Origin of the sequence: Streptomyces sp. NPDC090442 (genome assembly GCF_044769405.1) — a bacterium.
Taxonomy (GTDB): domain Bacteria; phylum Actinomycetota; class Actinomycetes; order Streptomycetales; family Streptomycetaceae; genus Streptomyces.
Genome location: NZ_JBIVXW010000001.1, coordinates 170,390 through 192,200 on the forward strand (window position 1 = coordinate 170,390; position 21,811 = coordinate 192,200).

20 protein-coding genes are annotated in these 21,811 nt (G+C 71.6%); 11 read left to right on the top strand and 9 right to left on the bottom strand.

Annotation, left to right across the window (positions count from 1 at the left end; genetic code table 11):
- Positions 1–128 precede the first annotated feature (128 nt).
- The 4 genes from ACIQU6_RS00765 (at position 129) to ACIQU6_RS00780 (ending at position 3,657) form a co-directional block, all read left to right on the top strand.
- Complete coding sequence (locus ACIQU6_RS00765) at positions 129–917, top strand: DUF4232 domain-containing protein (protein WP_403479456.1); 789 nt, start codon at positions 129–131, stop codon at positions 915–917.
- A 345-nt stretch (positions 918–1,262) separates the two neighbouring features.
- Complete coding sequence (locus ACIQU6_RS00770; protein WP_403479457.1) at positions 1,263–1,790, top strand: hypothetical protein; 528 nt, start codon at positions 1,263–1,265, stop codon at positions 1,788–1,790.
- A 182-nt stretch (positions 1,791–1,972) separates the two neighbouring features.
- Positions 1,973–2,845: a helix-turn-helix domain-containing protein gene (locus ACIQU6_RS00775; protein WP_403479458.1), complete on the top strand. Its 873-nt coding sequence runs from the start codon at positions 1,973–1,975 to the stop codon at positions 2,843–2,845.
- Positions 2,846–3,018: 173 nt separating this feature from the next.
- Positions 3,019–3,657: a DUF4232 domain-containing protein gene (locus ACIQU6_RS00780; protein ID WP_403479459.1), complete on the top strand. Its 639-nt coding sequence runs from the start codon at positions 3,019–3,021 to the stop codon at positions 3,655–3,657.
- Between the two features lie 58 nt (positions 3,658–3,715).
- Here ACIQU6_RS00780 and ACIQU6_RS00785 read toward each other — a convergent pair whose 3' ends face one another.
- Complete coding sequence (locus tag ACIQU6_RS00785) at positions 3,716–5,542, bottom strand: NHL domain-containing thioredoxin family protein (RefSeq protein ID WP_403479460.1); 1,827 nt, start codon at positions 5,540–5,542, stop codon at positions 3,716–3,718.
- 65 nt (positions 5,543–5,607) lie between these two features.
- On the opposite strand from ACIQU6_RS00785, the gene ACIQU6_RS00790 reads away from it, so the two are divergent.
- Positions 5,608–6,138 carry an LURP-one-related/scramblase family protein gene (locus ACIQU6_RS00790; RefSeq protein ID WP_403479461.1) on the top strand — a complete coding sequence of 177 codons (531 nt, stop codon included), beginning with the start codon at positions 5,608–5,610 and terminating at the stop codon, positions 6,136–6,138.
- Positions 6,139–6,374: 236 nt separating this feature from the next.
- Positions 6,375–7,199 carry a maleylpyruvate isomerase family mycothiol-dependent enzyme gene (locus ACIQU6_RS00795; protein WP_403479462.1) on the top strand — a complete coding sequence of 275 codons (825 nt, stop codon included), beginning with the start codon at positions 6,375–6,377 and terminating at the stop codon, positions 7,197–7,199.
- 257 nt (positions 7,200–7,456) lie between these two features.
- Here the strand turns inward: ACIQU6_RS00795 and ACIQU6_RS00800 are convergent, their stop codons facing one another.
- The 3 genes from ACIQU6_RS00800 to ACIQU6_RS00810 form a co-directional block, all read right to left on the bottom strand.
- Complete coding sequence (locus ACIQU6_RS00800) at positions 7,457–8,710, bottom strand: nitrate/nitrite transporter (RefSeq protein WP_403479644.1); 1,254 nt, start codon at positions 8,708–8,710, stop codon at positions 7,457–7,459.
- A 107-nt stretch (positions 8,711–8,817) separates the two neighbouring features.
- Entirely contained in the window at positions 8,818–9,504 is a 687-nt protein-coding gene (locus tag ACIQU6_RS00805) for a GntR family transcriptional regulator (RefSeq protein ID WP_403479463.1), read from the bottom strand.
- Between the two features lie 131 nt (positions 9,505–9,635).
- Complete coding sequence (locus ACIQU6_RS00810; RefSeq protein ID WP_403479464.1) at positions 9,636–10,493, bottom strand: GNAT family N-acetyltransferase; 858 nt, start codon at positions 10,491–10,493, stop codon at positions 9,636–9,638.
- Positions 10,494–10,696: 203 nt separating this feature from the next.
- On the opposite strand from ACIQU6_RS00810, the gene ACIQU6_RS00815 reads away from it, so the two are divergent.
- On the top strand, positions 10,697–10,873 hold the full coding sequence (locus ACIQU6_RS00815; protein WP_403479465.1) for a hypothetical protein: 177 nt from the start codon (positions 10,697–10,699) through the stop codon (positions 10,871–10,873).
- 104 nt (positions 10,874–10,977) lie between these two features.
- Here ACIQU6_RS00815 and ACIQU6_RS00820 read toward each other — a convergent pair whose 3' ends face one another.
- The 3 genes from ACIQU6_RS00820 to pdhA are packed head-to-tail and all read right to left on the bottom strand — an operon-like array spanning position 10,978 to position 14,720.
- Entirely contained in the window at positions 10,978–12,498 is a 1,521-nt protein-coding gene (locus ACIQU6_RS00820; protein ID WP_403479466.1) for a dihydrolipoamide acetyltransferase family protein, read from the bottom strand.
- Between the two features lie 21 nt (positions 12,499–12,519).
- The gene (locus ACIQU6_RS00825; protein WP_403479467.1) at positions 12,520–13,503 is read right to left on the bottom strand and encodes an alpha-ketoacid dehydrogenase subunit beta; all 984 of its coding nucleotides are present in this window, start codon (positions 13,501–13,503) and stop codon (positions 12,520–12,522) included.
- A 2-nt stretch (positions 13,504–13,505) separates the two neighbouring features.
- The gene (gene pdhA / locus ACIQU6_RS00830; RefSeq protein WP_403479468.1) at positions 13,506–14,720 is read right to left on the bottom strand and encodes a pyruvate dehydrogenase (acetyl-transferring) E1 component subunit alpha; all 1,215 of its coding nucleotides are present in this window, start codon (positions 14,718–14,720) and stop codon (positions 13,506–13,508) included.
- Between the two features lie 325 nt (positions 14,721–15,045).
- On the opposite strand from pdhA, the gene ACIQU6_RS00835 reads away from it, so the two are divergent.
- From ACIQU6_RS00835 to ACIQU6_RS00845, 3 genes are all read left to right on the top strand, one after another.
- Entirely contained in the window at positions 15,046–15,705 is a 660-nt protein-coding gene (locus ACIQU6_RS00835) for a response regulator transcription factor (protein WP_274914710.1), read from the top strand.
- A gap of 130 nt (positions 15,706–15,835) precedes the next feature.
- Complete coding sequence (locus ACIQU6_RS00840) at positions 15,836–16,249, top strand: pyridoxamine 5'-phosphate oxidase family protein (RefSeq protein WP_403479469.1); 414 nt, start codon at positions 15,836–15,838, stop codon at positions 16,247–16,249.
- Positions 16,250–16,301: 52 nt separating this feature from the next.
- Positions 16,302–17,345 (top strand): phosphotransferase, encoded by a 1,044-nt coding sequence (locus tag ACIQU6_RS00845; RefSeq protein WP_403479470.1) that lies wholly within the window; start codon positions 16,302–16,304, stop codon positions 17,343–17,345.
- A 27-nt stretch (positions 17,346–17,372) separates the two neighbouring features.
- Here the strand turns inward: ACIQU6_RS00845 and ACIQU6_RS00850 are convergent, their stop codons facing one another.
- Entirely contained in the window at positions 17,373–19,037 is a 1,665-nt protein-coding gene (locus ACIQU6_RS00850; RefSeq protein WP_403479471.1) for a protein kinase, read from the bottom strand.
- Positions 19,038–19,349: 312 nt separating this feature from the next.
- On the opposite strand from ACIQU6_RS00850, the gene ACIQU6_RS00855 reads away from it, so the two are divergent.
- Entirely contained in the window at positions 19,350–21,008 is a 1,659-nt protein-coding gene (locus tag ACIQU6_RS00855; protein ID WP_403479472.1) for a protein kinase, read from the top strand.
- Positions 21,009–21,087: 79 nt separating this feature from the next.
- On the opposite strand, the gene ACIQU6_RS00860 is transcribed toward ACIQU6_RS00855, so the two are convergent.
- Positions 21,088–21,648: a bacterial proteasome activator family protein gene (locus ACIQU6_RS00860; protein WP_403479473.1), complete on the bottom strand. Its 561-nt coding sequence runs from the start codon at positions 21,646–21,648 to the stop codon at positions 21,088–21,090.
- Positions 21,649–21,811 lie beyond the last annotated feature (163 nt).

The window sequence follows — 21,811 nt, forward strand, 5'->3', positions numbered from 1 at the left end:
GCGTTAGTCGCACGGCAGCGGTGCTGGGCAGTCTTGTGGACAGACCACAGGACAGACCAGGCCGGGCCGAACAGGCAGGGCCGCACCGTGGGGCGCGCCACCGCCCCGTCGACCGGGGGAGACCGGATATGCCTCGCACCGACGCCACCACCGCCCGCGCGCCCCGTGCCGCCCGGCGCCGTGCGCTGCGGATCGCCGCGGCCGGGCTGACCGCGGTCGCCGCGCTCACGCTCACGGCCTGCGGCCAGGACAACCCGCTGAAGACCAGCGAAGCCAAGCCCTTCGACCCGGCCCCGCAGGACTCCAAGGACCCGGCGGCCAACGGCGCGCGGGGCGGGCAGGACGCCAACGCCTCGGTGAACACGGCCAACGGCGGTGCGGTGGGCAAGGGCGGCAGCCACGGCAGGGACGGTGCGGCGGGGGCCGGGACGCAGAAGGCGGCGGGCGGCGCCGCGCCGTCCGCCGCCGAGCAGGGCAAGGGCTCCGGCGGCCGGCGGACGAGTTGCGACGCCACCAAGATCCGCATCGTCGCGAAGCCGCTGACCCGCCCGATCAACCATCTGATGCTCCAGGCCACCAACACCTCCGGCGCCACCTGCGACCTCTACGCCACGCCCGTCCTGCAGTTCGACGAGGACCAGGCGGCCGTGGCCGAACTGCCGGACAGCAAGCCGCAGTCGGTGGTCACACTGGCACCGGGCGAGTCCGGCTACGCCGCGGTGCTGCTGTCGAGTGCCGACGGTGCCGGGCACGGCCGCAAGGCGACCTCGCTGTCCGTCAGCCTCGCCCGCCGCGACGGCCAGGGGAGCTTCGGCGGTGCCACGAAGGTGGCGCTGCCGGGCGGCTCGTCGTACATCGACGACAGTGCGCGGGTGACGTACTGGCAGACGGACCCGAACACGGCGGCCTCCTGGTGATCCGGGCCGCCACCCGGCAGGCGATCCGCCGCCCCTGAAGCAGGGCGCCCGCGACTCCCCCAGCGGGCGCCCTTTTCCTTTCGTCCGCACCCCGGACGACCTCCTCGTCCGCCCGCGGCCGTCCCGTCAGGTGTCCCGTCATGTCCCACCCGACCCCGCGCGGTGTCCCGGAATCGCCTGTCCCGTGGCGCGTCTTGGCAGGTCAGGGCCGTGTGGGAGGCGAAGTGCGTCCCATGGTGAGGTGGTTGGCGGCCGACGCCCCGCGTCCCGCCCCACCATGGTCTCCGTCGCGGCGAACGGAGCACCCGGACCGCACGGCGACCGACGTTTCGGAGGGGCATCGGCATGGACGGACACGGCACCACGCAACCGGGGGACGGCACAACCCCCGCGACGGGCACGGCCTGTGTGCCGCGTCGGCCGCTGCTGCGCCGGGCGGTTCCCGCGGTGGCCGCGGCCGGGCTGACGGTCACCGGGATCGCCGAGGTCGCGTACGGCTCCGAGGGCGGAACGCCGCAGGCCGCGGCGGACACCTTCCCGACCTGGGGCACGCGTTGGGTGGTGCACACCGCCGCCGACACCGGTTCCCCCGCCGTCGGGATGCTCAACACCTCGGGGCCGGGCCGGGACCGGATCACCGTCGACTACCAGGTCGACACCGGCCACCGGGTCTGCGAGGGCGACGCCTGCTCGACGTACATGGCGCACCTCACCGGTCCGGTGAACGGCTTCGTCACCGTGGTCGCGGTGGCCCTGCCCGAGGACCGGCTGCAGCGCGGCGGCCATGGCACCGACCACCGGAGCCTCACCTACGGACTGCCCGGCGGCGACGCCGAGTTCAAGCCCTACCGGCCGGTGGTCTTCGGCGACTGAAGGCGTCGAAGACCACCGGCCCATCCCTCGCATCCGGGCCGCGGCAACCGCGGTCAACGGCGCGCTGTTTCACGTGAAACGTCACTGAACGGTCCGCGTTCGTTCCGGATCGCGTAACGAGGGGCACTTCCGTCACAGGGGAGCGGAAGTGCCCCTCGCGCGCGCATGTCCGCTGTGCTGGAATGCCAGACGTGCCTGGCCACGAAAAACGCGTCACGAACATCCGCCGCAAGCCCCTGGCCCCACTCCCCGCAGAACTCGCCGGTCCCATACGGGACTTCGTCGCCGCCCTACGTCGCATGCACGGGGAACTCGGCTACAGCCTCCAGGAGTTGGCGAGCCGACTGCCGGCCAGCAGATCGTCCCTCTCGCGCTACCTCCGCGGTCAGAGCCTGCCCGACGAGCGGCTGCTGGTGCAGTGGTGCAAGCTCTCGTTCACGGGCGAGGACCGGCTGCCCGGGCTGGTGGAGCTGCTGCACCGTGCCCAGGAGGCGGCGGACGAGGCCCCGGAGCCCGCCTCGGCGTCCGGCGCCGAGGGCGCCCCGGGCGCCGACGACGCACGGGGCGCGGAGGAGCCGGCGCGGGTGGATCCGGCGGAGGCGGCGCCCGGGCGGCGTCGGCTGCGGCTGGCGCTCGCCGGGCTCGGCACCGTCGCCGTGCTCGCCGGGGCCGCGTTCACCGTGCTGGCGCTGACCGGCTCGGACGCCGGCGGTCAGGTGGACGCCGCCGGAGGCCCGGCCACCGGCTCCGCCCGGATCACCGTCAACAACGTCGAGCGGGCCTGCCAGCACAGCCGCACCGACTACTGCGCACTCGGGCTGGCGCGCGATCCCTATGCGCCGTATCTGCGGCCCAACATCGTGGGCCATGTGTGGCACGGCGACGCGCTGCACGCGGTCTGCAAGATCGCCGACGGGCTCACCGTCACCGACGAGGCGGGCGGGCACAGCAGCATCTGGTTCCGGGTGGACCACGACGGCGGCCCGGCCTGGATGCCGGGCATCCGCGTCCGGCCGGAGCAACTGGACAACGGGCTGCCGCGGTGCCGGACCTAGCGCGCTGCTGACGGATCACGGCCGCGGCCGCCCGTTTGTCCGTGGGCGTCGGGGAAAGGCGAGCCCGGGGCCGCGCGGACCGCGTCCCCGGCCCGGGGAGCGGCGGTCGCTATCGTGTCCGTGCCATGACATCTCCGCCTCACCGGTCGCAGGAACGTCTCTGGGGGAACTCCATGCCCGCACGCCCCGCCCGCCGCCGCTCCGCGTACGCCGCGCTGGCCCTCGGCCTGGCCGGCTCGCTGGCCCTGACCGGCTGCCACAGCGGCTCCTCGAAGTCACGGAAGAGCTCGTCCTCCGGCAGTTCCCGGAGCAAGAAACGCAAGATCATCGGTGGTGCGGCCGCCGGCGTGGGCGCGGGGGCCGCGCGCCGGCGCGGCACGATCAACTGCTCCCCCCACACCTCCCGGCTCGACTTCGCCCAGCAGACGGGACCGAAGGGGTATGTGACGGTGCGGTACACCAACCGCTCCGGCACGCTCAACTGCCGGCTCTACGGTGGCCCGTTGCTGTCCTTCGACGGAGCCAAGAGCCCGCTGCCGATGCTCCGGGCCGGCCGGGGCAACGGCGTCCGGCTCCGCCCCGGCGCCACCGCCTACGCGGTCGTCCCCACCAACACGCCGGCCGCCCTGGGCACCCGGCAGAAGACCGTCAGCGTCCGGTTCGCCGGCTCCTCCCAGGGCTCCACCACCGGCTCGCCGGTGACGTACGACCTGGTGGCGAAGCACACCACGCTCTCCGTCGGCCAGGGCAAGGTCAGCTTCTGGAACTCCACCCTCTCCTCGGCGAGGACCGAGGCCGGCGTCGGCAGTTGATGCCGCGCGCCGACCTCTCCTCGTCGCTCCGCGGTAGCCCCGGCCGCCCCGGTCGGGGCTACTGCGCGTCCAGCCCCGCCAGGACGAGCCCCAGCCGGGCCGCACCGTCCTCGGTGATCCGGACCGGAACGCCCCAGTCCTGCTGGTGCACATGGCAGGCCGGGTACTCGATGTCCGGGGCGTCGTCGCAGGACGCGGCCATCGCCGAGACGTGCAGCACGCCCTCTCTCACGCCGTCCGCCAGGACCAGGTCCCGCGCGAGATCGGTGCCCGCGCCGGCGCCGTCGGCGAGCAGCTCCGGCGGGGTGGCGCTGACCAGCAGCCGCGTCGAGGGACCGTAGCGGGTGTCCAGCTTCTGGCCGGCCGGAGCCTGGAAGACCACGTCCAGCCGGAGCGTGCCGGGGGCGATGCCGGTGGCGGCACGCTGGGTGCGGTGGGCCACCGCGGCGACCCGCACCGCCTCCTCGGGGAGCCGCAGCCGGGTCAGCCGGTGCCGCGCGGACTCCACCACCACGATGTCGTCGTCGACGAGGACCGCCGCGGAGGGCTCGCGCAGATCGGTCGCGAGCGTGGTCACCTCGCCGCTGGCCGGGTCGAAGCGGCGCAGCGCGTGGTTGTAGGTGTCGGCGACCGCGACCGAGCCGTCGGGCAGCGCGGTCACGCCCAACGGGTGCTGGAGCAGCGCCTGTTCGGCGGCGCCGTCGCGGTGCCCGAAGTCGAAGAGCCCGGTGCCGACGGCGGTACGGACCACATAGCCGTCGCCCGGGGCGTCGCCGTCGCCGCTCGCCTCCCGCTCGATCCAACGCACCGCGCTGGTCTCCGAGTCGGCGATCCACAGCCGGTCGCCGGCCGCCGCGAGCCCGGAGGGCTGGGCGAACCACGCCTCCGCCGCCGGGCCGTCGACCAGCCCCTCGTTGGTGGTGCCGGCCGCCACCGCGACCGTCCCGTCGGCCGGGTCGTAGGTCCAGATCTGGTGGACCCCGGCCATCGCGATCCACAGCCGGTCCTGCCACCAGGCGAGGTCCCACGGCGAGGAGAGGTCCACCTCGCGGGCCGGGCCGGAGGTCGGCGAGCCCTGCCACCACTGCTTGCCCGTGCCGGCCACGGTCTCCAGGGCACCGGTCGCGGGGTCGAGGACCCGGATGGCGTGGTTGACGGTGTCCGCGACGGCGACCCGGCCGTCGGGCAGCAGCGCCAGCCCCTGCGGCTCGTTGAAGGAGTCCGGGCCCAGCCCGCGCTCGCCGGACCCGATCCGCCGCACCACCTGCTCGCCGTCGGCCGCCAGTTCCACCAACTGGTGCCGGGTGGTGTCGGACACCAGGAAGGTGCCGCCGGGCAGCCGCACGGCCTTGCCGGGGAAGCGGAGGTCGGTGGCGACCGGCTCCGGGGGGACGTAGGGGCCGTCGCCGCGGCGCAGCGTGCCCTTCTCGGAGTGCTCGGCGATCAGCTCCTCGACCAGCCGCTCGATGGCGTGCGCATGGCCCTCGCCCGCGTGCTGGGCCACGACATAGCCCTCGGGATCGATCACCACCAGCGTCGGCCAGGCCCGCACCGCGTACTGCTTCCAGGTCGCGAGGTCGGGGTCGTCGAGCACGGGGTGCTCCACGCCGTACCGCTCGACGGCGTCCACCACCGCCTGGTGCTCGGCCTCGTGCACGAACTTCGGGGAGTGCACGCCGATGATCACGACCGAGTCGCGGTGGCGCTCCTCCAGCTCGCGCAGCTCGTCCAGAACGTGCAGACAGTTCACACAGCAGAACGTCCAGAAATCGAGGATGACAATGCGTCCTCGCAGGTCAGAGAGGTTGAGATCATTTCCGCCGGTGTTGAGCCAGCCGCCCTTGCCGATCAGCTCGGGGGCCCGGACGCGCGCACGTGAAGCCATGTGGACATTCAACGTCACTCCGCCGCACCCGCATTCCGCAGGGGCCGTGGGGAATGCGTCACCCCATGTCGCACTCCCACGGGGACCACTCCCCGCGCCCCCGCAAGTACTTCGTGCACGACCGGATCTTCGGCATCGGCGACGACTACTGGGTCGACGACGATCACGGCCGGCACGCCTTCCTCGTGGACGGGAAGGCGATGCGGCTGCGGGAGACCTTCGAGCTCAAGGACACCGAGCGGCGGGTGTTGGTCACCATCCGCAAGAAGATGTTCAGCCTGCGCGACGCGATGACCATCGAGCGCGAGGACCGGCCGCTGGCCACGATCAAGCGCAAGCGGCTGTCGCTGCTGCGCCACCACTACCGCGTCGAACTGGTCGACGGCACCGAGCTGGACGTCAGCGGCAAGATCCTGGACCGGGAGTTCGCGGTCGAGTACGACGGTGAGCTCCTCGCCGAGATCTCCCGGCGCTGGCTGACCGTCCGTCACACCTACGCGGTCAACGTCGTGCGGGAGGACGCGGACCCGGCGCTGCTGATCGCGGTGGCGGTGTCCGTGATCAGGATGGCGGAGCGGGAGCGCGAGGGCGAGTGAGGGCGCGTCGACGGCCGGCCAAGCCCCCTGCACCAGGAGCGAATTGACCGGTTTCGCCGGCTCCGCACCCATCAGGATCAACGAATCGCGCACAGTACCAGCGGCAGCACTTTCGAACGGCCCCGTCGTCAAACATCGGCCTACGATGGTCACCCGAAAGCACTGCAGGGGTGCCCGTGCGCAGCGTAACTTAACTGCCAGACAGCAGCCCGCGTACGAACCGTTCGAGGGGTCCCGTGACCGTCCATCCCAGCCTTCAGTCCTCCATCGACGCCTGGACGCATTCCATAGAAGCGATAACCGAGTTGGTGACGCCGCTCGTCGAGGGTGAGTGGAGCCGGGCGACGGACCTGCCAGGTTGGTCCGTGCGCGACATCGTCTCCCACGTCATCGGTCTGGAATGCGAGATGCTGGGCGACCCCCGGCCGATCCACACGCTGCCCCGCGACCTGTACCACGTGCGCAGCGAGTCGGCCCGTCGGATGGAGGTCCAGGTCGACGTCCGCCGGCACCACACCGCGCCGGAGATGCTCAGCGAGCTGGAGTACACCGTCATTCGACGCTCCCGACAACTGCGGAACGAGACCCGCCAGCCGGACACCGTGGTGCGCAGCGCGCTCGGCGAGGAACGCACCCTGGAATTCGTCCTGGAGCAGCGGGCGTTCGACGTCTGGGCGCACGAGCAGGACCTGCGCCGGGCGCTGGGCAAGCCGGGCAACCTCGACTCTCCCGGCGCGCTGGTAGCGCGCGATCTGCTGGTGCGGGCGCTGCCCGGCATCGTCACCAACCGCGCCGAGGCGCCGGCCCGTTCGACGGTGGTCTTCGACATCAGCGGTCCGGTGGAGTTCATGCGCACGGTCCGGGTGGACGCCGAGGGGAAGGCCACCGTCGACGGCAGCGTCTCGCTGGGCCCGACGGTGACGCTGACGATGGACTGGGACGCCTTCCACCGGCTGGCCTGCGGTCGGATCCGGCCGTCCACCCTCGGCGACCAGATCAAGATCGACGGCGACCATGAGCTGGCCCAGGCCATCCTCGACACCATCGCGGTGACGCCGTAACGAGCCCCCCCCCCCCCCCGGCGACGCGAGGACCCACTGAGCGCGGCCGCCTGCCACTCAAGTCTCCTGCGCGGAGCGCGAGTTAGCCGTTTCACGTGAAACGGTCCCTGGTTTCACGTGAAACACCCCGTTGTTTCACGTGAAACCGCGAACCTCGGCCTCCCCTGCCAACTGATCGGTGAACGCGGGAAGATGACCTCCCCGCCACCGGGAAGCAGTGGACGGGGATGTCACGCACGACGCCGGTGGCGACCGCCTCAGGCCGGGACGTGAACGGCCTCGACCCTGCTGACGACCAGCCGTTCCTGCTCGCGCTGCGCCGCCCGCCGACGCAGCCGGAGGATCTGCGAGACCCCGATGGCCTCCAGCACGAAGACCGAGGCGAAGGCGATCCGGTAGTTGTCGCCGGTGGAGTCGAGCAGGACGCCGATGGCGAGCAGCGTGGTCATCGAGGCGGTGAAGCCACCCATGTTGACGATGCCGGACGCGGTGCCCTGGCGCTCCGCCGGGTTGGCCGGCCGGGCGAAGTCGAAGCCGATCATCGAGGCGGGACCGCAGGCGCCCAGCACCACACAGAGCACGACCAGCAGCGCCATGGGCGCGTGGGCGGTGGGCCAGCACAGGGTGAGTGCCCACAGCAGCGCGGTGGCCGCGACCGTGCCCAGCGCCAGCGGCAGCCGGGCCGCGTGGTGGCGGGCGATGATCTGCCCGAAGACCAGGCCCACGGCCATGTTGGAGAGCACGACGAGGGTGAGCAGTTCGCCGGCGGTGCCGCGGGAGAGTCCTTGGGCCTCCACGAGGAACGGCAGGCCCCACAGCAGCAGGAAGACCATCGCCGGGAACTGGGTGGTGAAGTGCACCCACATGCCCAGCCGGGTGCCGGGCTCGCGCCAGGCGTCCAGGATCTGCCGGCGCACGAACGCGGCACCGTTGTGCTCGCGGGGCGCGGGCGGTGGGGCGAAGCCCTCGGGGTGGTCCTTGAGGAAGGCCAGCAGCAGGACCAGCACGACGATGCCGCCCAGGGCGCTGCTGGCGAACGTCGCGCTCCATCCGAAGGTGTGCAGCAGCCGCGCCAGCACGAGCGTGGAGACCAGGTTGCCGGCCATCCCGACCAGGGCGGCGATCTGCGCGATCATCGGGCCGCGCCGGGCCGGGAACCACCGGGAGCCCAGCCGCAGCACGCTGATGAAGGTCATCGCGTCACCGCAGCCCAGCAGCGCCCGCGAACCGAGCGCCATGCCGTACGAGTCCGAGAACGCGAAGCCGAACTGGCCCAAGGTGTAGAGGACCGCGCCGAGGGCGAGGACCTTCTTCGCGCCCAACCGGTCGACCAGCAGGCCGACGGGTATCTGCATGCCCGCGTAGACCAGCAGTTGCAGGATCGAGAAGGTGGACAGCGCCGAGGCGTTGATGTGGAAGCGGTGCGCGGCGTCCAGGCCGGCCACGCCGAGGCTGGTGCGGTAGGTGATCGCGACGAAGTAGACGGCGACGCCGATGCCCCAGACGGCAATGGCCTTGCGGCCGCCGGGCGGGTCCGAGGGCAGCAACCGGGCGCCGCCGCCCCCTATGCCGCTGCCGGTGGAACTCTCGCCTCCGGCGGCGCCCTCGGTACGGCCACTCATCGCTCGTCCCCCCGCGCGAGATTGCGGACCCAACTGACGTGCCGCTGCACGGCGTCGGTGGCCGCGTCGGCGTCACCGGCCCGCAGCGCGTCGAGGATCTCGGTGTGCTCGGTGATGTTCTTGGCGATCCGGTCGGGGTGGGAGTGCATCACCGCGACGCCCATCCGCAGTTGGCGGTCCCGCAGTTGCTCGTAGAGCCGGTCCAGGATCTGGTTGCCGGCGCTGCGCACGATGGCCGCGTGGAACGCCCGGTCGGTGGCCGACAGGGCGGCCAGGTCGCCCGCGGCGGCCTGCTCCCGCATCGTCTCGACCAGCGCGTCCAGCTCGTCGATCAGCGCCCCGCCGGCGGGCACGGCCTTGGCCGCCGCGTGCTTCTCCACCAGCAGCCGGGTCTCGACGACGTCGGCGATCTCCTGCGCGGAGACCGGCAGGACCAGCGCGCCCTTCTTCGGGTAGAGCTTGATCAGCCCCTCGACCTCAAGGCGCAGCAGCGCCTCGCGCACCGGGGTCCGGGAGACCCCCACGGCGTCGGCGAGCTCCCCCTCGGTGAGCAGCATCCCACCCTCGTAACGGCGGTCCAGGACGGCGTCCTTGATGTGGGAATAGACCCGCTCGGCGGCGGGCGGCGGTTTGGCGGTACCGGACTCCCTCGCGGGGGCGGTGGGCAGGGACGCTGATGGCATGCACACAGGATAGATACAACAGGTATGCGAACGGTGAACCATTCCGCGATGCGGACAATCAACGCGATGTTTGTCCTGGTAGGGGCGTTATGCGGGGTACCAGCCACCCGCAGCGGGGCCCCGGCCGGCCGTCAGCCCCGCATCCGCCCCTGCGCGATCAGCCGGTTCACCACCTGCCGGTGGGCGGGCGCGCAGCGCTCCCAGGACTCCGCGCGGTCGAACCACGCGTACTCGGCGATCTCCCGGCCCGGGGCGGGCTCGATGTCCTGCGGCCCGCCGACGAAGCAGGTCATGTGCAGCCGGCGACCGTTCTTGCCGTGCGCGACGTCGTGGATGACGAACTCCTCCGACAGCTCCTCGGCGGGGATGCGCAGTCCGAGTTCCTCGGAGAGCTCCCGCGAGAGCGCCTCCCGCGCGGTCTCCCCCAGTTCGTACTTGCCGCCCGGGAGGTAGAAGGTGTCGTTGCCCCGCGTCCGTACGCTCAGCAGCCGCCCGTCGCGGACATGCAGCCAGGACACCGACCGCAGCGGCGCCTCGCGTGCCGCGGCGATCAGCGGGTGGCCGGTCCGCTCGTCGATCCGCCGCCCGCGCTCCGTGAACCCCAGGTGCGCGCAGAACCGCCGGGCCCGGGCGCTGCCCTCGAAGACCTCCAGGGTCAGTGCCCCGTACCGGGCGGCCGCGTGCTCCACCAGCTCCCGGCCGACGCCCGCCCCCTGCGCCTCCGGCGCCACGAACAGCCCGCCGATCTCGGCACCGTCCCGCCCCTCGTCGCCGGCCAGGAGCCCGAGCAGCCCGACGACGGTCCGGTCGCGCTCGGCGACCCAGTTCTCGGCCCGGACCAGGTACACCTCGCGGAGGAGCCGGGCCCGTTCTCCCTCGCCCTCCCCCTCGATGAACGGATGCGCCTGCCGCGCCGCCCGGGACCACAGGTCGCACACCGCGTCCTGGTCCTCGTCCCGATAGCGGCGAATGATCGTGTGACTCCTCATTTCGCCGACCGTAAACAGCCCGGCCGACGGCGGCAAACCCTTTCCGACGGATGTCCGGCGCTGACGAAAGGGGGACCTCCGGGGGACCGGGGTCCACCTCAAGGCGTACGCGGATCCGTACCTGACGCGTAGGGAACGGCCCGGAATCCATGGGTGAATGGAGACAGGGAGCCGAGAGGCCCCGTCGGACAAGGGGAGTTGACATGCAGACCAGGACGCACACCGGCCGCCACACCCGCAACGCCACCGTGCTGGCGCTGATCGTCGCCGCCGTGTGGGCGGGCGCCGCGCTGACCCGTGGCGCCGCACAGGTCGACCCGTCCGCCCCGACCGGCCCGTTGGCGCACCTCAGCCGCGCGGTCGAGCTCATCCGGGGCTGAGTGGCCGGCCGGAGTCCGCCACCAACAACGAAGAACGGGGCGCCGTTTCACGTGAAACTCACCGACGGTTTCACGTGAAACGGCGCCCCTGTTGCCTATGCGGCTCAGCCCCAGGTGATCAGGCGCTTGGGACGCTCCAGCACCGCCGCGATGTCCGCGAGCAGCTTGGAGCCCAACTCGCCGTCGATCAGGCGGTGATCGAAGGAGAGCGCGAGCGTGGTGACCTGCCGCGGCTTGACCCTGCCCTTGTGGACCCACGGCTGGAGCTTGATCGCACCGAAGGCCAGGATCGCCGACTCCCCGGGGTTGAGGATCGGGGTGCCGGTGTCGACGCCGAAGACGCCGACGTTGGTGATGGTGACCGTGCCACCGGACATCGCCGCCGGGGTGGTCTTGCCCTCGCGGGCGGTGGCCACCAACTCGCCCAGTTCCGCGGCGAGCTGGGGCAGCGCCTTCGTGCCCGCGTCCTTGATGTTCGGGACGATCAGGCCGCGCGGGGTGGCCGCCGCGATCCCGAGGTTGATGTAGTCCTTGTAGACGATCTCCTGATTCGCCTCGTCCCAGGCGGCGTTGGCCTCCGGGTGGCGCTTGAGGGCGACCAGGAACGCCTTGGCGACCAGCAGCAGCGGGTTGACCCGCAGCCCGGCCAGGTCCGGGTCCTGCTTGAGCTCCTGGACGAGCTTCATCGTGCGGGTCACGTCGACGGTGATGAACTCCGTGACGTGCGGCGCGGTGAAGGCGCTGGCGACCATCGCCTGCGCGGTGGCCTTGCGCACGCCCTTGACGGGCACCCGACGCTCGCGGGCCGCGTCGAAGGCACCGACGGCGGCGGCCGCAGCCGGAACACCCACCGCGGGCGCGGTCGGGGCGACGGCAGGCGCCGCCTCGACCGGAGCCACCGCGGCGTGGACGTCGTCGCGGGTGATGACGCCACCCGGGCCGGTCGGGACGACCGTCGCCAGGTCGATGCCCAGGTCCTTGGCCAGCTTGCGGACCGGGGGCTTGGCCAGCGGCCGCCCGGTGGCCGGCACCGCGGCGGCGGGCACCGGGGGCGGCTCCGCGACGGCCACCGCGGTGGCGGCCGGAGCGGGCGCGCTCCGCCCGTTCAGCTCCGCCTGGAGCCCGGCGGTCACCGACTCCGACGGGGATCCAACGGACGCGCGCGGAACGCGCGTTGCGGGCTGCGCACCGGCGCCCGGCTGCGGCTTGCGCGCCCGGCGCTTGGTCGAGGACGGCGCGGCGCCGTAGCCGACCAGCACCGCCTGCCGGCCCTGCGGCTCGGCGTCCTCCTCCGCTGCGTCGGCGGGCACCTCGCCCGCACCGGGCTGCCCCTGGACGGGCCCGGCGCCCGGGTCGGTGTCCACGGCGATGATCACCGTGCCGACGTCGACGGTGGTGCCCTCGCCGAAGTTCACCGCATGCACCACCCCGTCGTAGGGGATGGGCAGTTCGACGGCGGCCTTGGCGGTCTCCACCTCGCAGACGACCTGGCCGTCGGTGACGGTGTCACCCGGCCCGACGTACCACTTGAGGATCTCGGCCTCGGTGAGGCCCTCGCCCACGTCGGGCATCTTGAACTCGCGGATGCGCTGCGCGTTCGCGGCGCCGGCGGTACCTGTAGTCATGGTCACGACTCCCCTCAACCCTCAGTACGCCAACGCGCGGTCAACGGCGTCGAGCACCCGGTCCAGCCCCGGAAGGTACTCGTCCTCCAGCCTGGACGGCGGATAAGGGGCGTGGAAGCCGCCGACCCGCAGCACCGGAGCCTCCAGATGGTAGAAGCAGCGCTCGGTGATCCGGGCGGCGATCTCCGCACCCGAACCGAAGAAGACCGGCGCCTCGTGGACGACGACCAGCCGGCCCGTCTTCTCCACCGAGGACTGCACGGTGTCGAAGTCGATCGGGGAGATCGAGCGCAGGTCGACGACCTCGACCGACTTGCCCTCCTCGGCCGCGACCTTGGCGACGTCCTCGCAGACCTTCACCATCGGGCCGTAGGCGGCCAGCGTGAGGTCGGAACCGGGCCGGGTGACCCGCGCCTTGTGCAGCGGGTCCGGGATCGACTCGGTGTCCAGGCGCGACTTGTCGTGGTAGCGGCGCTTGGGCTCGAAGTAGATGACCGGGTCGTCGCCGGCGATGGCCTGCTGGAGCATCCAGTAGGCGTCCGAGGAGTTCGACGGAGAGACGATCTTGAGCCCGGCGACGTGCGCGAACAGCGCCTCGGGCGACTCGGAGTGGTGCTCGACGGCGCCGATGCCGCCCGCGTACGGGATGCGGATGACGACCGGCACCTTGACCTTGCCCAGCGCCCGGGCGTGCATCTTGGCGAGCTGGGTGACGATCTGGTCGTAGGCGGGGAAGACGAAGCCGTCGAACTGGATCTCCACGACGGGGCGGTAGCCGCGCAGGGCCAGGCCGATCGCGGTGCCGACGATGCCGGACTCGGCGAGCGGGGTGTCGATCACCCGGTCCTCGCCGAAGTCCTTCTGGAGCCCGTCGGTGACGCGGAAGACGCCGCCCAACTTGCCGACGTCCTCGCCCATGACGAGGACCTTGGGGTCGGCCTCCATGGAGGCCCGCAACGACGCGTTGATCGCCTTGGCGATGGTGATCTTCTCGTGGACGGCCATGGTCAGTTCCCCTCCGCGGCGGCGTCGGCGTCGGCGAAGGACGCCTGGTAGGCGGCGAACTGCGCGCGCTCCTCATCGACGAGCGCATGCCCGTCGGCGTAGACGTTCTCGAAGATCGCCAGGTGGTCCGGGTCGGGCATCGCCCGTACGACGTCGCGGACCCGCTTGCCCAGGACGTCGCTCTCCTCCTCGATCGCGGCGAGGTAGGCGTCGTCGACGAACCCCGAAGCCTCCAGGTACTTCCGCAGCCGCAGGATCGGGTCCTTGGCCTCCCAGGCCAGCGTCTCCTCGTCGGGGCGGTACCGCGTCGGGTCGTCGGAGGTGGTGTGGGCACCCATTCGATAGGTGAACGCCTCGATGAGCATGGGGCCTTGGCCGGTGCGCGCCCGCTCCAGCGCCGCCTTGGTCACCGCGAGACAGGCCAGCACGTCGTTGCCGTCGACCCGGACGCCGGGGAAGCCGAAGCCCCGGGCGCGCTGGTAGAGGGGGACGCGGGTCTGCTTCTCGGTGCGCTCGGAGATCGCCCACTGGTTGTTCTGGCAGAAGAAGACGACCGGGGCGTTGTAGACCGCGGAGAAGGTGAAGGACTCGGCGACGTCGCCCTGGCTGGAGGCGCCGTCACCGAAATACGCGATGACCGCGGAATCGGCGCCGTCCTTCTGCACGCCCATCGCGTAGCCGGTCGCGTGCAGCGTCTGCGAGCCGATGACGATGGTGTAGAGGTGGAAGTTGTTGCTGTTGGGGTCCCAGCCGCCGTGGTTGACGCCGCGGAACATCCCCAGCAGGTTCGTCGGGTCGACGCCGCGGCACCAGGCCACGCCGTGCTCCCGGTAGGTGGGGAAGACGTAGTCGTCGTCCCGCAGCGCGCGGCCGGAGCCGATCTGGGCGGCCTCCTGGCCCAGCAGCGAGGCCCACAGGCCCAGTTCGCCCTGGCGCTGGAGAGTGGTCGCCTCGGCGTCGAACCGCCGGGTGAGCACCATGTCGCGGTAGAGCCCGCGCAGTTCCTCGGCGCTGAGGTCGATCGCGTAATCCGGGTGCTCGACCCGAATCCCTTCCGGGGTCAGGAGTTGTACGAGCTCGTCCTGCTCCGCCTGGTCCGGCCCGGCGCTGTTCCTGGCCCTGGACGGCGACGCCTTTTTCGTCGTCGCCTTTTTGGCGGTGGTGCGCTTGCTGCCGTCGCGGGCGGTTTTCCGCTCGGCAGTGCCTTCCACGGTCACGTGCTGCTCCTCCGTCTGTCCGGCCCCCGGGGTCCGCCGGTGGCCGTTTGCGGCTCACCCGGTATCCGATACGGCGCACGGGGTGTGTGCGAACGCGGCCGGATCCGGGTGGAACAAAGCGCCCCGGAGTGGCCTGCTCATTGCACGTTACCCATTGTCAAAGCCGAAGTGGAAATGGCGCTGACCTGCGATTTTGCTTGGATTTCCAAGTAAATCGCGAAGGCTGGGAACAACTCCTGGTCACAGCGTTGCAGGCCGCCGGGACAACGGCACGTTATATCGGTGACCTGGAGCACGGGAAGAGTTGATGTGTGAGACTGGGAAGGTGCGCGAAGACGGAAAAATCACGGTTTTCCTGCTCGATGACCACGAAGTGGTCCGGCGGGGTGTCCACGAAATGCTGTCGGTCGAGGAAGACATCGAGGTGGTCGGCGAGGCCGGCACCGCGGCCGATGCGCTGGTCAGGATCCCGGCGACGCGTCCGGACGTGGCCGTGCTCGACGTCCGGCTCCCGGACGGCAGCGGCGTCGAGGTCTGCCGCGAGGTCCGTTCGCAGAACGAGGACATCAAGTGCCTGATGCTCACCTCGTTCGCCGATGACGAGGCCCTCTTCGACGCGATCATGGCCGGTGCGTCCGGATATGTCCTCAAGGCGATCCGGGGCAGCGAACTCCTCTCCGCCGTCCGCGACGTGGCGGCCGGAAAGTCGCTGCTCGACCCGGTGGCCACCGCCCGTGTCCTGGAACGACTTCGCGACGGCAACGCCACCAAGAGCGACGACCGGCTGGCGAGCCTCACCGAACAGGAACGCAAGATCCTCGATCTGATCGGCGAGGGACTGACCAATCGCGCAATCGGCGAACGCCTTCACCTCGCCGAAAAGACGATCAAGAATTACGTTTCCAGCCTGCTTTCCAAGCTGGGCATGGAGCGCCGTTCGCAGGCCGCCGCCTATGTCGCGCGGCGGCAGGCGGAAAGGCGCTGAGCAGCGCACACGCCCGCCGGGCAGGGCCGCGGAGCCGACGATTCCGCGGCCGCCGGCAGGGACCAACGTCCCGTCGATCGGGGGCGGCCGTCCCTATCCGACGCCACCCCGGCCGGGCACCCTGGAGGCCATGCCCACCGACGTCTTCCGTGCCATCGAGCTGCTGAGCACGACCCCCTACGGCCGGGTGTCGGCCAGCCGGCGGGCGCTCCCCTTCACCACCGTGACCCGGCACCTCGTCGTCGACGGCCGGCTGCTCCTGCGGCTGCACCGCGGCTACGACTACCACCGGGCGCTGGACGGCAGCGTCGTCGCGTACGAGGCGGACAACGTCGGCGGCGCCCGCGACACCTGGTCCGTGCAGTGCACCGGGACCGCCCGGGTCATCGAACCGACCGCGGGCGAACGGGAGTTGTTCGGCCGCACCCCGCGGCTGGCCGACGGGGTACCGTACGATCCGGTCTACCTGCGGGTCGCGCCGGAGTTCGTGACGCTGCATCACCTCACGGACGTCCCGGTCTTCGGATTTGCACACCCTCTGTAAGGCTTTCCGGAGCACCCACTCCACTGGGCGATGTTGATCTAACATCTGGCGCGTGCTGCGCTCATCTGTAGTCCGGTCGGCGGCGATGCCCGACCGCGACACCCTCGGATCCCTGTTGCGCCACTACGACCGTGCCGGGGCGCCGCTGTCCTGCGAGCCCGTCGCCGAAGGACTGCTGAACCACGGCTACTTCCTGGCGACCACCGGCGGCCGCTACTTCCTCAAACACCACCTCGACGGCGACCGCGTCGCGCTCGCCCGCCAGCACCGCGCCACCCGCCGGCTGGCCGGCCACGGCCTGCCGGTCGCCCCGCCCGTCACCGGCGCCGACGGCCGGACCTTCACCGTCCTGGACGGCCGCTGCTACGCCCTGCACCCGTGGATCGAGGGCCGGCACCTCAGCGGCACCGCGCTGACCATTGGTCAGTCGCGCCGGCTCGGCGCCCTGCTCGGGCTCGTCCACACCACGTTGGAGCGGGTGATGGCCGACGAGCCGGCGCCGCCCCGGCCGCCCGGTACGGACGCCGCCGCCGACCCCGAGCGGACCTTCGAGACGATCGACGAACTGCTGGCGCTGGCCCGCGGCGCCCGCCCGCGCACCAGCTTCGACGAGCTCGCCGAGCACCGCCTCCTGGAACGCCGGGCCCTGCTGGAGCGGCAGGCGCACCGCCGGCCGGCCCCCGGCGCGGAGCCGGCGGCGGGCTGGGTGCACGGGGACTTCCACCCGCTGAACGTGCTCTACCGCGGCGCCGAACCGGCCGCGATCGTCGACTGGGACCGGCTGGGCGTGCAGCCCCGCGCCGAGGAGGCGGTGCGCGCCGCCGCGATCTTCTTCGTCCGCCCCTGCGGGACGCTGGACCTGACGAAGGTGGCCGCGTACGCCGACGCCTACCGGAGCGTGTGCGGGGCCGGCCCCGAGGAACTGGCCGCGGCCGTGCACCGGGTGTGGTGGGAGCGGTTGAACGACTTCTGGATGCTCACCTGGCGCTACCAGCTCGGCGACCGGCGCACCGATCCGCAGTTCCCCGCAGCGGCCGCGCTGGCGGTGTGGTGGACCCGTGAACTCCCCGCCGTGCGGCGGGCGTTCACGGGCTGACGCGCGGGGGCGTCAGCCCGTTCGCCGTCAGCCGGCGGTCGTTCCGCCCAGGGGCGTGCCGCCGGTGCCGCCGTTGGTGCCCGGGGTGCCGCCGGTGTTGGTACCACCGGTGTTGGTACCGCCCGTGTTGGTGCCGCCGGTGGTCTTCCCACCATCGGTGGACCCGCCGGTGGTGTCACCGCCGCTCGTGGTCCCGCCGGTGGTCTTCCCGCCGGTGGTACCGCCGTCGCTCGTCCCGCCGGTGGTGTCGGTCGGCGGCTCCGAGGACGGCGTCGGCGTGGTGGGCGGCGCGGACGACGGCGGGCTGCTGGGCTGGCGGCTCGGCCGGTGGGTGTAGCCGTTCCCGCCACCGCTGGTACCGCCCGAGTAGGTCTCGGGGGTGCTCGGCTCGTCCGACGGCGACTGGCTGGTCTCGTCCGACGGCGACGACGAGGGGGAATGGGAGGCCGGCTGCTTCGGCGGGGCGTGGGTGGAGCCGCCGCTGTTCTTCACCGCGAAGGCCACGCCCGCCGCGATGGCGACCAGCGCGAGCACCGCGATCAGCCAGATCTTGCCGCGGCCGCCCTTGGACTGCCGGTACCCGCCCTCGTAACCGCCGTCGTCGTCCCGCATCCCGCGCGTCAGGACCGGCTGCGCCGTGGTCTGCCCGGCGTCGGGGTGGGGGAGCACGGTGGTCTCGGCGGCACCGCCGCGCAGGGCCATGGTGTGGCCGCCCTCGGGCATCGCGACCGGGCCGGTGTTCCAGGTGCCGGTGTGGCCGCCCTGCTCGTGCAGCATCTGCAACGAGTACTGGACCAGACCGCGCATCTCCTCGGCGGTCTGGAAACGGTCGTCGGGGTCCTTGGCCAGCGACCGCATGACCAGGCCGTCCAGCTCCGGCGGCACCGACTCGGCGACCTGGGAGGGCGGCACCGGCATGTCCTGGACGTGCTGGTAGACGACCGAGAGCGGGGTCTCACCGGTGAACGGCGGCCGCTGCGCGAGGAGTTCGTACAGCAGGCAGCCGGTGGCGTAGAGGTCGGAGCGGGTGTCGACGGTCTTGCCGAGCGCCTGCTCCGGGGAGAGGTACTGCGGGGTGCCCATGACCATGCCGGTCTGAGTCATGGTCGACTGCGCGCCGTGCAGGGCGCGGGCGATGCCGAAGTCCATCACCTTCACGGCGCCGCTGTTGGTGATGATGACGTTGGCGGGCTTGATGTCGCGGTGCACGATGCCGTGCTGGTGGCTGTAGGCCAGCGCCTCCAGCACACCGGAGACGATGATCAGCGCCTGGTCCGGCGGCGGGGCGTCCGCGTTGAGCAGCAGATCGCGGATGGTGTGGCCCTCGACCAGCTCCATCACGATGTAGGGCACGGTGTTGCCGCCGACGAAGTCCTCGCCGGAGTCGTACACGGCCACGACCGCGTGGTGGTTCAGCCCGGCCACCGACTGTGCCTCGCGGGTGAAGCGGGCCTTGGACACCGGGTCCTCGGCGAGGTCGGCGCGCAGCAGCTTCACGGCGACGGTGCGGCCCAGGCGCACGTCCTCGGCGGCGAACACCTCCGCCATGCCGCCGCGGCCGAGCCGGTGCGTCAGGCGGTAGCGCCCGTCGCCGACCAGCCCGCCGTTGCCCCACATCTCCGGTGCGTCGGGGACATGCGAGCCGGTGGCGTCAGGATCGGACGGCCCTTCGGGGCGCTGCGTCGGTGCCATCGGTCCTCGCCGTCGAATCGATCCGCGTTACAGCGGTAAGGTCTCGGTCTTCGCTAGAGCACGCTACAGGTTCCGCGGCACCCACCGGTCCGTCGTGGACCGGCCATCAAACCTTCCGGATGCCAGGTGTGGCAAGTTCATCAGAGGTGACCGGGACCCCGAAACCCCCCGTATCCGTGTCCGGATCTTGCACATCTGGTCACGGAACGGGCACACAGCTTGACGTGTCCGCGGCCTGGGGCAGACTTGGCTGCGGAATTCTAGATTTCGATCGCTAGACACAGGGCCCTGCGCCCAGGGGGAAGCGGAACGATGAGCCAGGACGGCGCTCAGGGCCAATTCGGGGGCCGTTCGGTCGGCGGTGGACGTTACCAGCTTCGTGATCTTCTCGGCGCCGGCGGCATGGCCTCCGTGCACCTCGCCTACGACAGCGTGCTGGACCGCGAGGTCGCGATCAAGACGCTGCACACCGAGCTCGGCCGCGAACAGGCGTTCCGCGAGCGCTTCCGCCGCGAGGCGCAGTCAGTGGCGAAGCTCACGCACACCAACATCGTCTCGGTCTTCGACTCCGGCGAGGACGAGCTCGACGGCGGCATGGTGCCGTACATCATCATGGAGTACGTCTCCGGCCAGCCGCTGCGTTCTGCGCTCGACGCCGACATCGCCCAGCACGGCGCGATGCCGACCGACAAGGCCCTGAAGGTCACCGCCGACGTGCTCGCCGCGCTGGAGGCGAGCCACGAGATGGGCCTGGTCCACCGGGACATCAAGCCGGGCAACGTCATGATGACCAAGCGCAACGTCGTCAAGGTGATGGACTTCGGCATCGCCCGCGCCATGCAGTCCGGCGTGACGTCGATGACGCAGACCGGCATGGTCGTCGGCACCCCGCAGTACCTCTCGCCCGAACAGGCCCTGGGCCGCGGCGTGGACGCCCGCTCCGACCTGTACTCGGTCGGCATCATGCTCTTCGAGCTGCTGACCGGCCAGCTCCCGTTCGACGCGGACTCGCCGCTGGCCATCGCCTACGCCCACGTCCAGGAAGAGCCGCCGGTCCCGTCGAGCATCAACCGCTCGCTGCCGCCGGCGGTGGACGCACTGGTCGCCCGGGCGCTGAAGAAGAACCCCAACGATCGTTTCCCCACGGCCGAGGCGATGCGGGACGAGTGCCTGCGGATCGCCGGGTCCGGGCAGTCCGGGGCCACGCCGCTGATCATCAGCGAGGGGCCACGGGCCCGCACCAGCGGGGCCTCGGTCTCCTCCGCGGTGTTCCCCACCGCCTCCGGCAACCCGCAGACGCCGGTGCCGCCCCACGTCCAGCAGCCGTACCAGCCGACCCAGCCGGCCTTCGGCCCGTCGACGCCGCCGCCGGTGAACAACGCCTACCCGACGCCCGCCCCGGGTCCGGCCCCGACGCCGGCGCCGTTCGCCAACGCCGGCTTCCAGGCCCCGCCTCCGCCGTTCCCCGGGCCGCCCGCGCCCCCGGTGGCGAACGGGATGCCGCCGGCGCGTCCGCGGAAGAACAACAGCCCGGTGATCATCGTGGCGGCGGTGGTGGGGGTGATCGTGGTCACCGCGATAGCGGTCGGCATCGGTCTGAGCGCCGGATCCGACGGCGGCAGCGGCGGCACCGACAACCCGACGCCGGGGTACTCCTACTCCTCGCCCATGTCGAGCGTCCGCCCCGAGGACAAGACGGCGACGGTCCAGACGTCCGAGTGCACCAACCCGACGCCGAGCTACAGCGAGAAGGGCAAGGTGCTCTTCCCCAACTTCAAGTTCAAGAACCTGGAGTCGGTCAAGCAGTGCATCGAGGCCGCCGGTTGGAAGTACAAGGTGGTCAGGGAGGAGAACGACGGTATCTGGGGGAAGAACACCGTCACCGACCAGACCCCGGCCGCCGTCAGCTGGTGGAACCCGCGCAGCAACGACACCATCCGGCTGACCATCTCCACCGGTCGCAGCAACTGACGGCAGCGGCCTCCTGACAACGGAGAGGGGCCGGCACGCGGGATGCGTGCCGGCCCCTCGGCCGTTCCGGGCGCCGCGATCAGAGGTACGGGCCCGACCGGGCGCCGTCGTGACCGGGCTGCTCCGCGTGGCCCTCCGCGGCGGTGCCGGGCGGCAGCGCGCGGCGCATCTGCTCCAACTGGGCGCGGGCGGCCATCTGCTGGGCGAAGAGCGCGGTCTGGATGCCGTGGAAGAGGCCCTCCAGCCAACCGACCAACTGTGCCTGGGCGATCCGCAGTTCGGCGTCGGTGGGCACCGACTCGTCGGTGAAGGGCAGGGAGAGCCGCTCCAACTCCTCCACCAGCTCGGGTGCCAGCCCGTCCTCCAGCTCCTTGACCGAGCTGGCGTGGATCTCCTTGAGGCGCACCCGGCTCGCCTCGTCGAGGGGAGCCGCCTTCACCTCTTCCAGCAACTGCTTGATCATGCTGCCGATGCGCATGACCTTCGCAGGCTGCTCGACCATGTCCGTCACCGGAATCTCACGGGGTTCGTCGTCCCCGTCCCCGCCACCGGAGCCGGCGCTGCCGAGCGCCATGCCGTCCGGGCCGACGACCAGGACGTGCTGGTTCTCCTGCGACCGTTCGTTCATCGGCATATCCATGCCGCCATTCTCTCGTACGACGGGTCGGAACAGTGGTGCCCTTGGCAGAAGGTGATCCACCCGTATCCGGAGGGTGTCGTGCGCAGCGGACGGAACGCCGGCATACACACGGACACACGAGACTTTTGCCGCACCGCTGCGCACGACGCCGCGGGATGCCGAC

Bases quoted from the DNA above. Each gene is read 5' to 3' on its own strand.
- ACIQU6_RS00765 (WP_403479456.1), top strand. From the start codon at position 129: ATGCCTCGCACCGACGCCACCACCGCCCGCGCGCCCCGTGCCGCCCGG.
- ACIQU6_RS00770 (WP_403479457.1), top strand. From the start codon at position 1,263: ATGGACGGACACGGCACCACGCAACCGGGGGACGGCACAACCCCCGCG.
- ACIQU6_RS00775 (WP_403479458.1), top strand. From the start codon at position 1,973: ATGCCAGACGTGCCTGGCCACGAAAAACGCGTCACGAACATCCGCCGC.
- ACIQU6_RS00780 (WP_403479459.1), top strand. From the start codon at position 3,019: ATGCCCGCACGCCCCGCCCGCCGCCGCTCCGCGTACGCCGCGCTGGCC.
- ACIQU6_RS00785 (WP_403479460.1), bottom strand. From the start codon at position 5,542: ATGGCTTCACGTGCGCGCGTCCGGGCCCCCGAGCTGATCGGCAAGGGC.
- ACIQU6_RS00790 (WP_403479461.1), top strand. From the start codon at position 5,608: ATGTCGCACTCCCACGGGGACCACTCCCCGCGCCCCCGCAAGTACTTC.
- ACIQU6_RS00805 (WP_403479463.1), bottom strand. From the start codon at position 9,504: ATGCCATCAGCGTCCCTGCCCACCGCCCCCGCGAGGGAGTCCGGTACC.
- ACIQU6_RS00810 (WP_403479464.1), bottom strand. From the start codon at position 10,493: ATGAGGAGTCACACGATCATTCGCCGCTATCGGGACGAGGACCAGGAC.
- ACIQU6_RS00815 (WP_403479465.1), top strand. From the start codon at position 10,697: ATGCAGACCAGGACGCACACCGGCCGCCACACCCGCAACGCCACCGTG.
- ACIQU6_RS00820 (WP_403479466.1), bottom strand. From the start codon at position 12,498: ATGACTACAGGTACCGCCGGCGCCGCGAACGCGCAGCGCATCCGCGAG.
- ACIQU6_RS00825 (WP_403479467.1), bottom strand. From the start codon at position 13,503: ATGGCCGTCCACGAGAAGATCACCATCGCCAAGGCGATCAACGCGTCG.
- ACIQU6_RS00840 (WP_403479469.1), top strand. From the start codon at position 15,836: ATGCCCACCGACGTCTTCCGTGCCATCGAGCTGCTGAGCACGACCCCC.
- ACIQU6_RS00850 (WP_403479471.1), bottom strand. From the start codon at position 19,037: ATGGCACCGACGCAGCGCCCCGAAGGGCCGTCCGATCCTGACGCCACC.
- ACIQU6_RS00855 (WP_403479472.1), top strand. From the start codon at position 19,350: ATGAGCCAGGACGGCGCTCAGGGCCAATTCGGGGGCCGTTCGGTCGGC.
- ACIQU6_RS00860 (WP_403479473.1), bottom strand. From the start codon at position 21,648: ATGGATATGCCGATGAACGAACGGTCGCAGGAGAACCAGCACGTCCTG.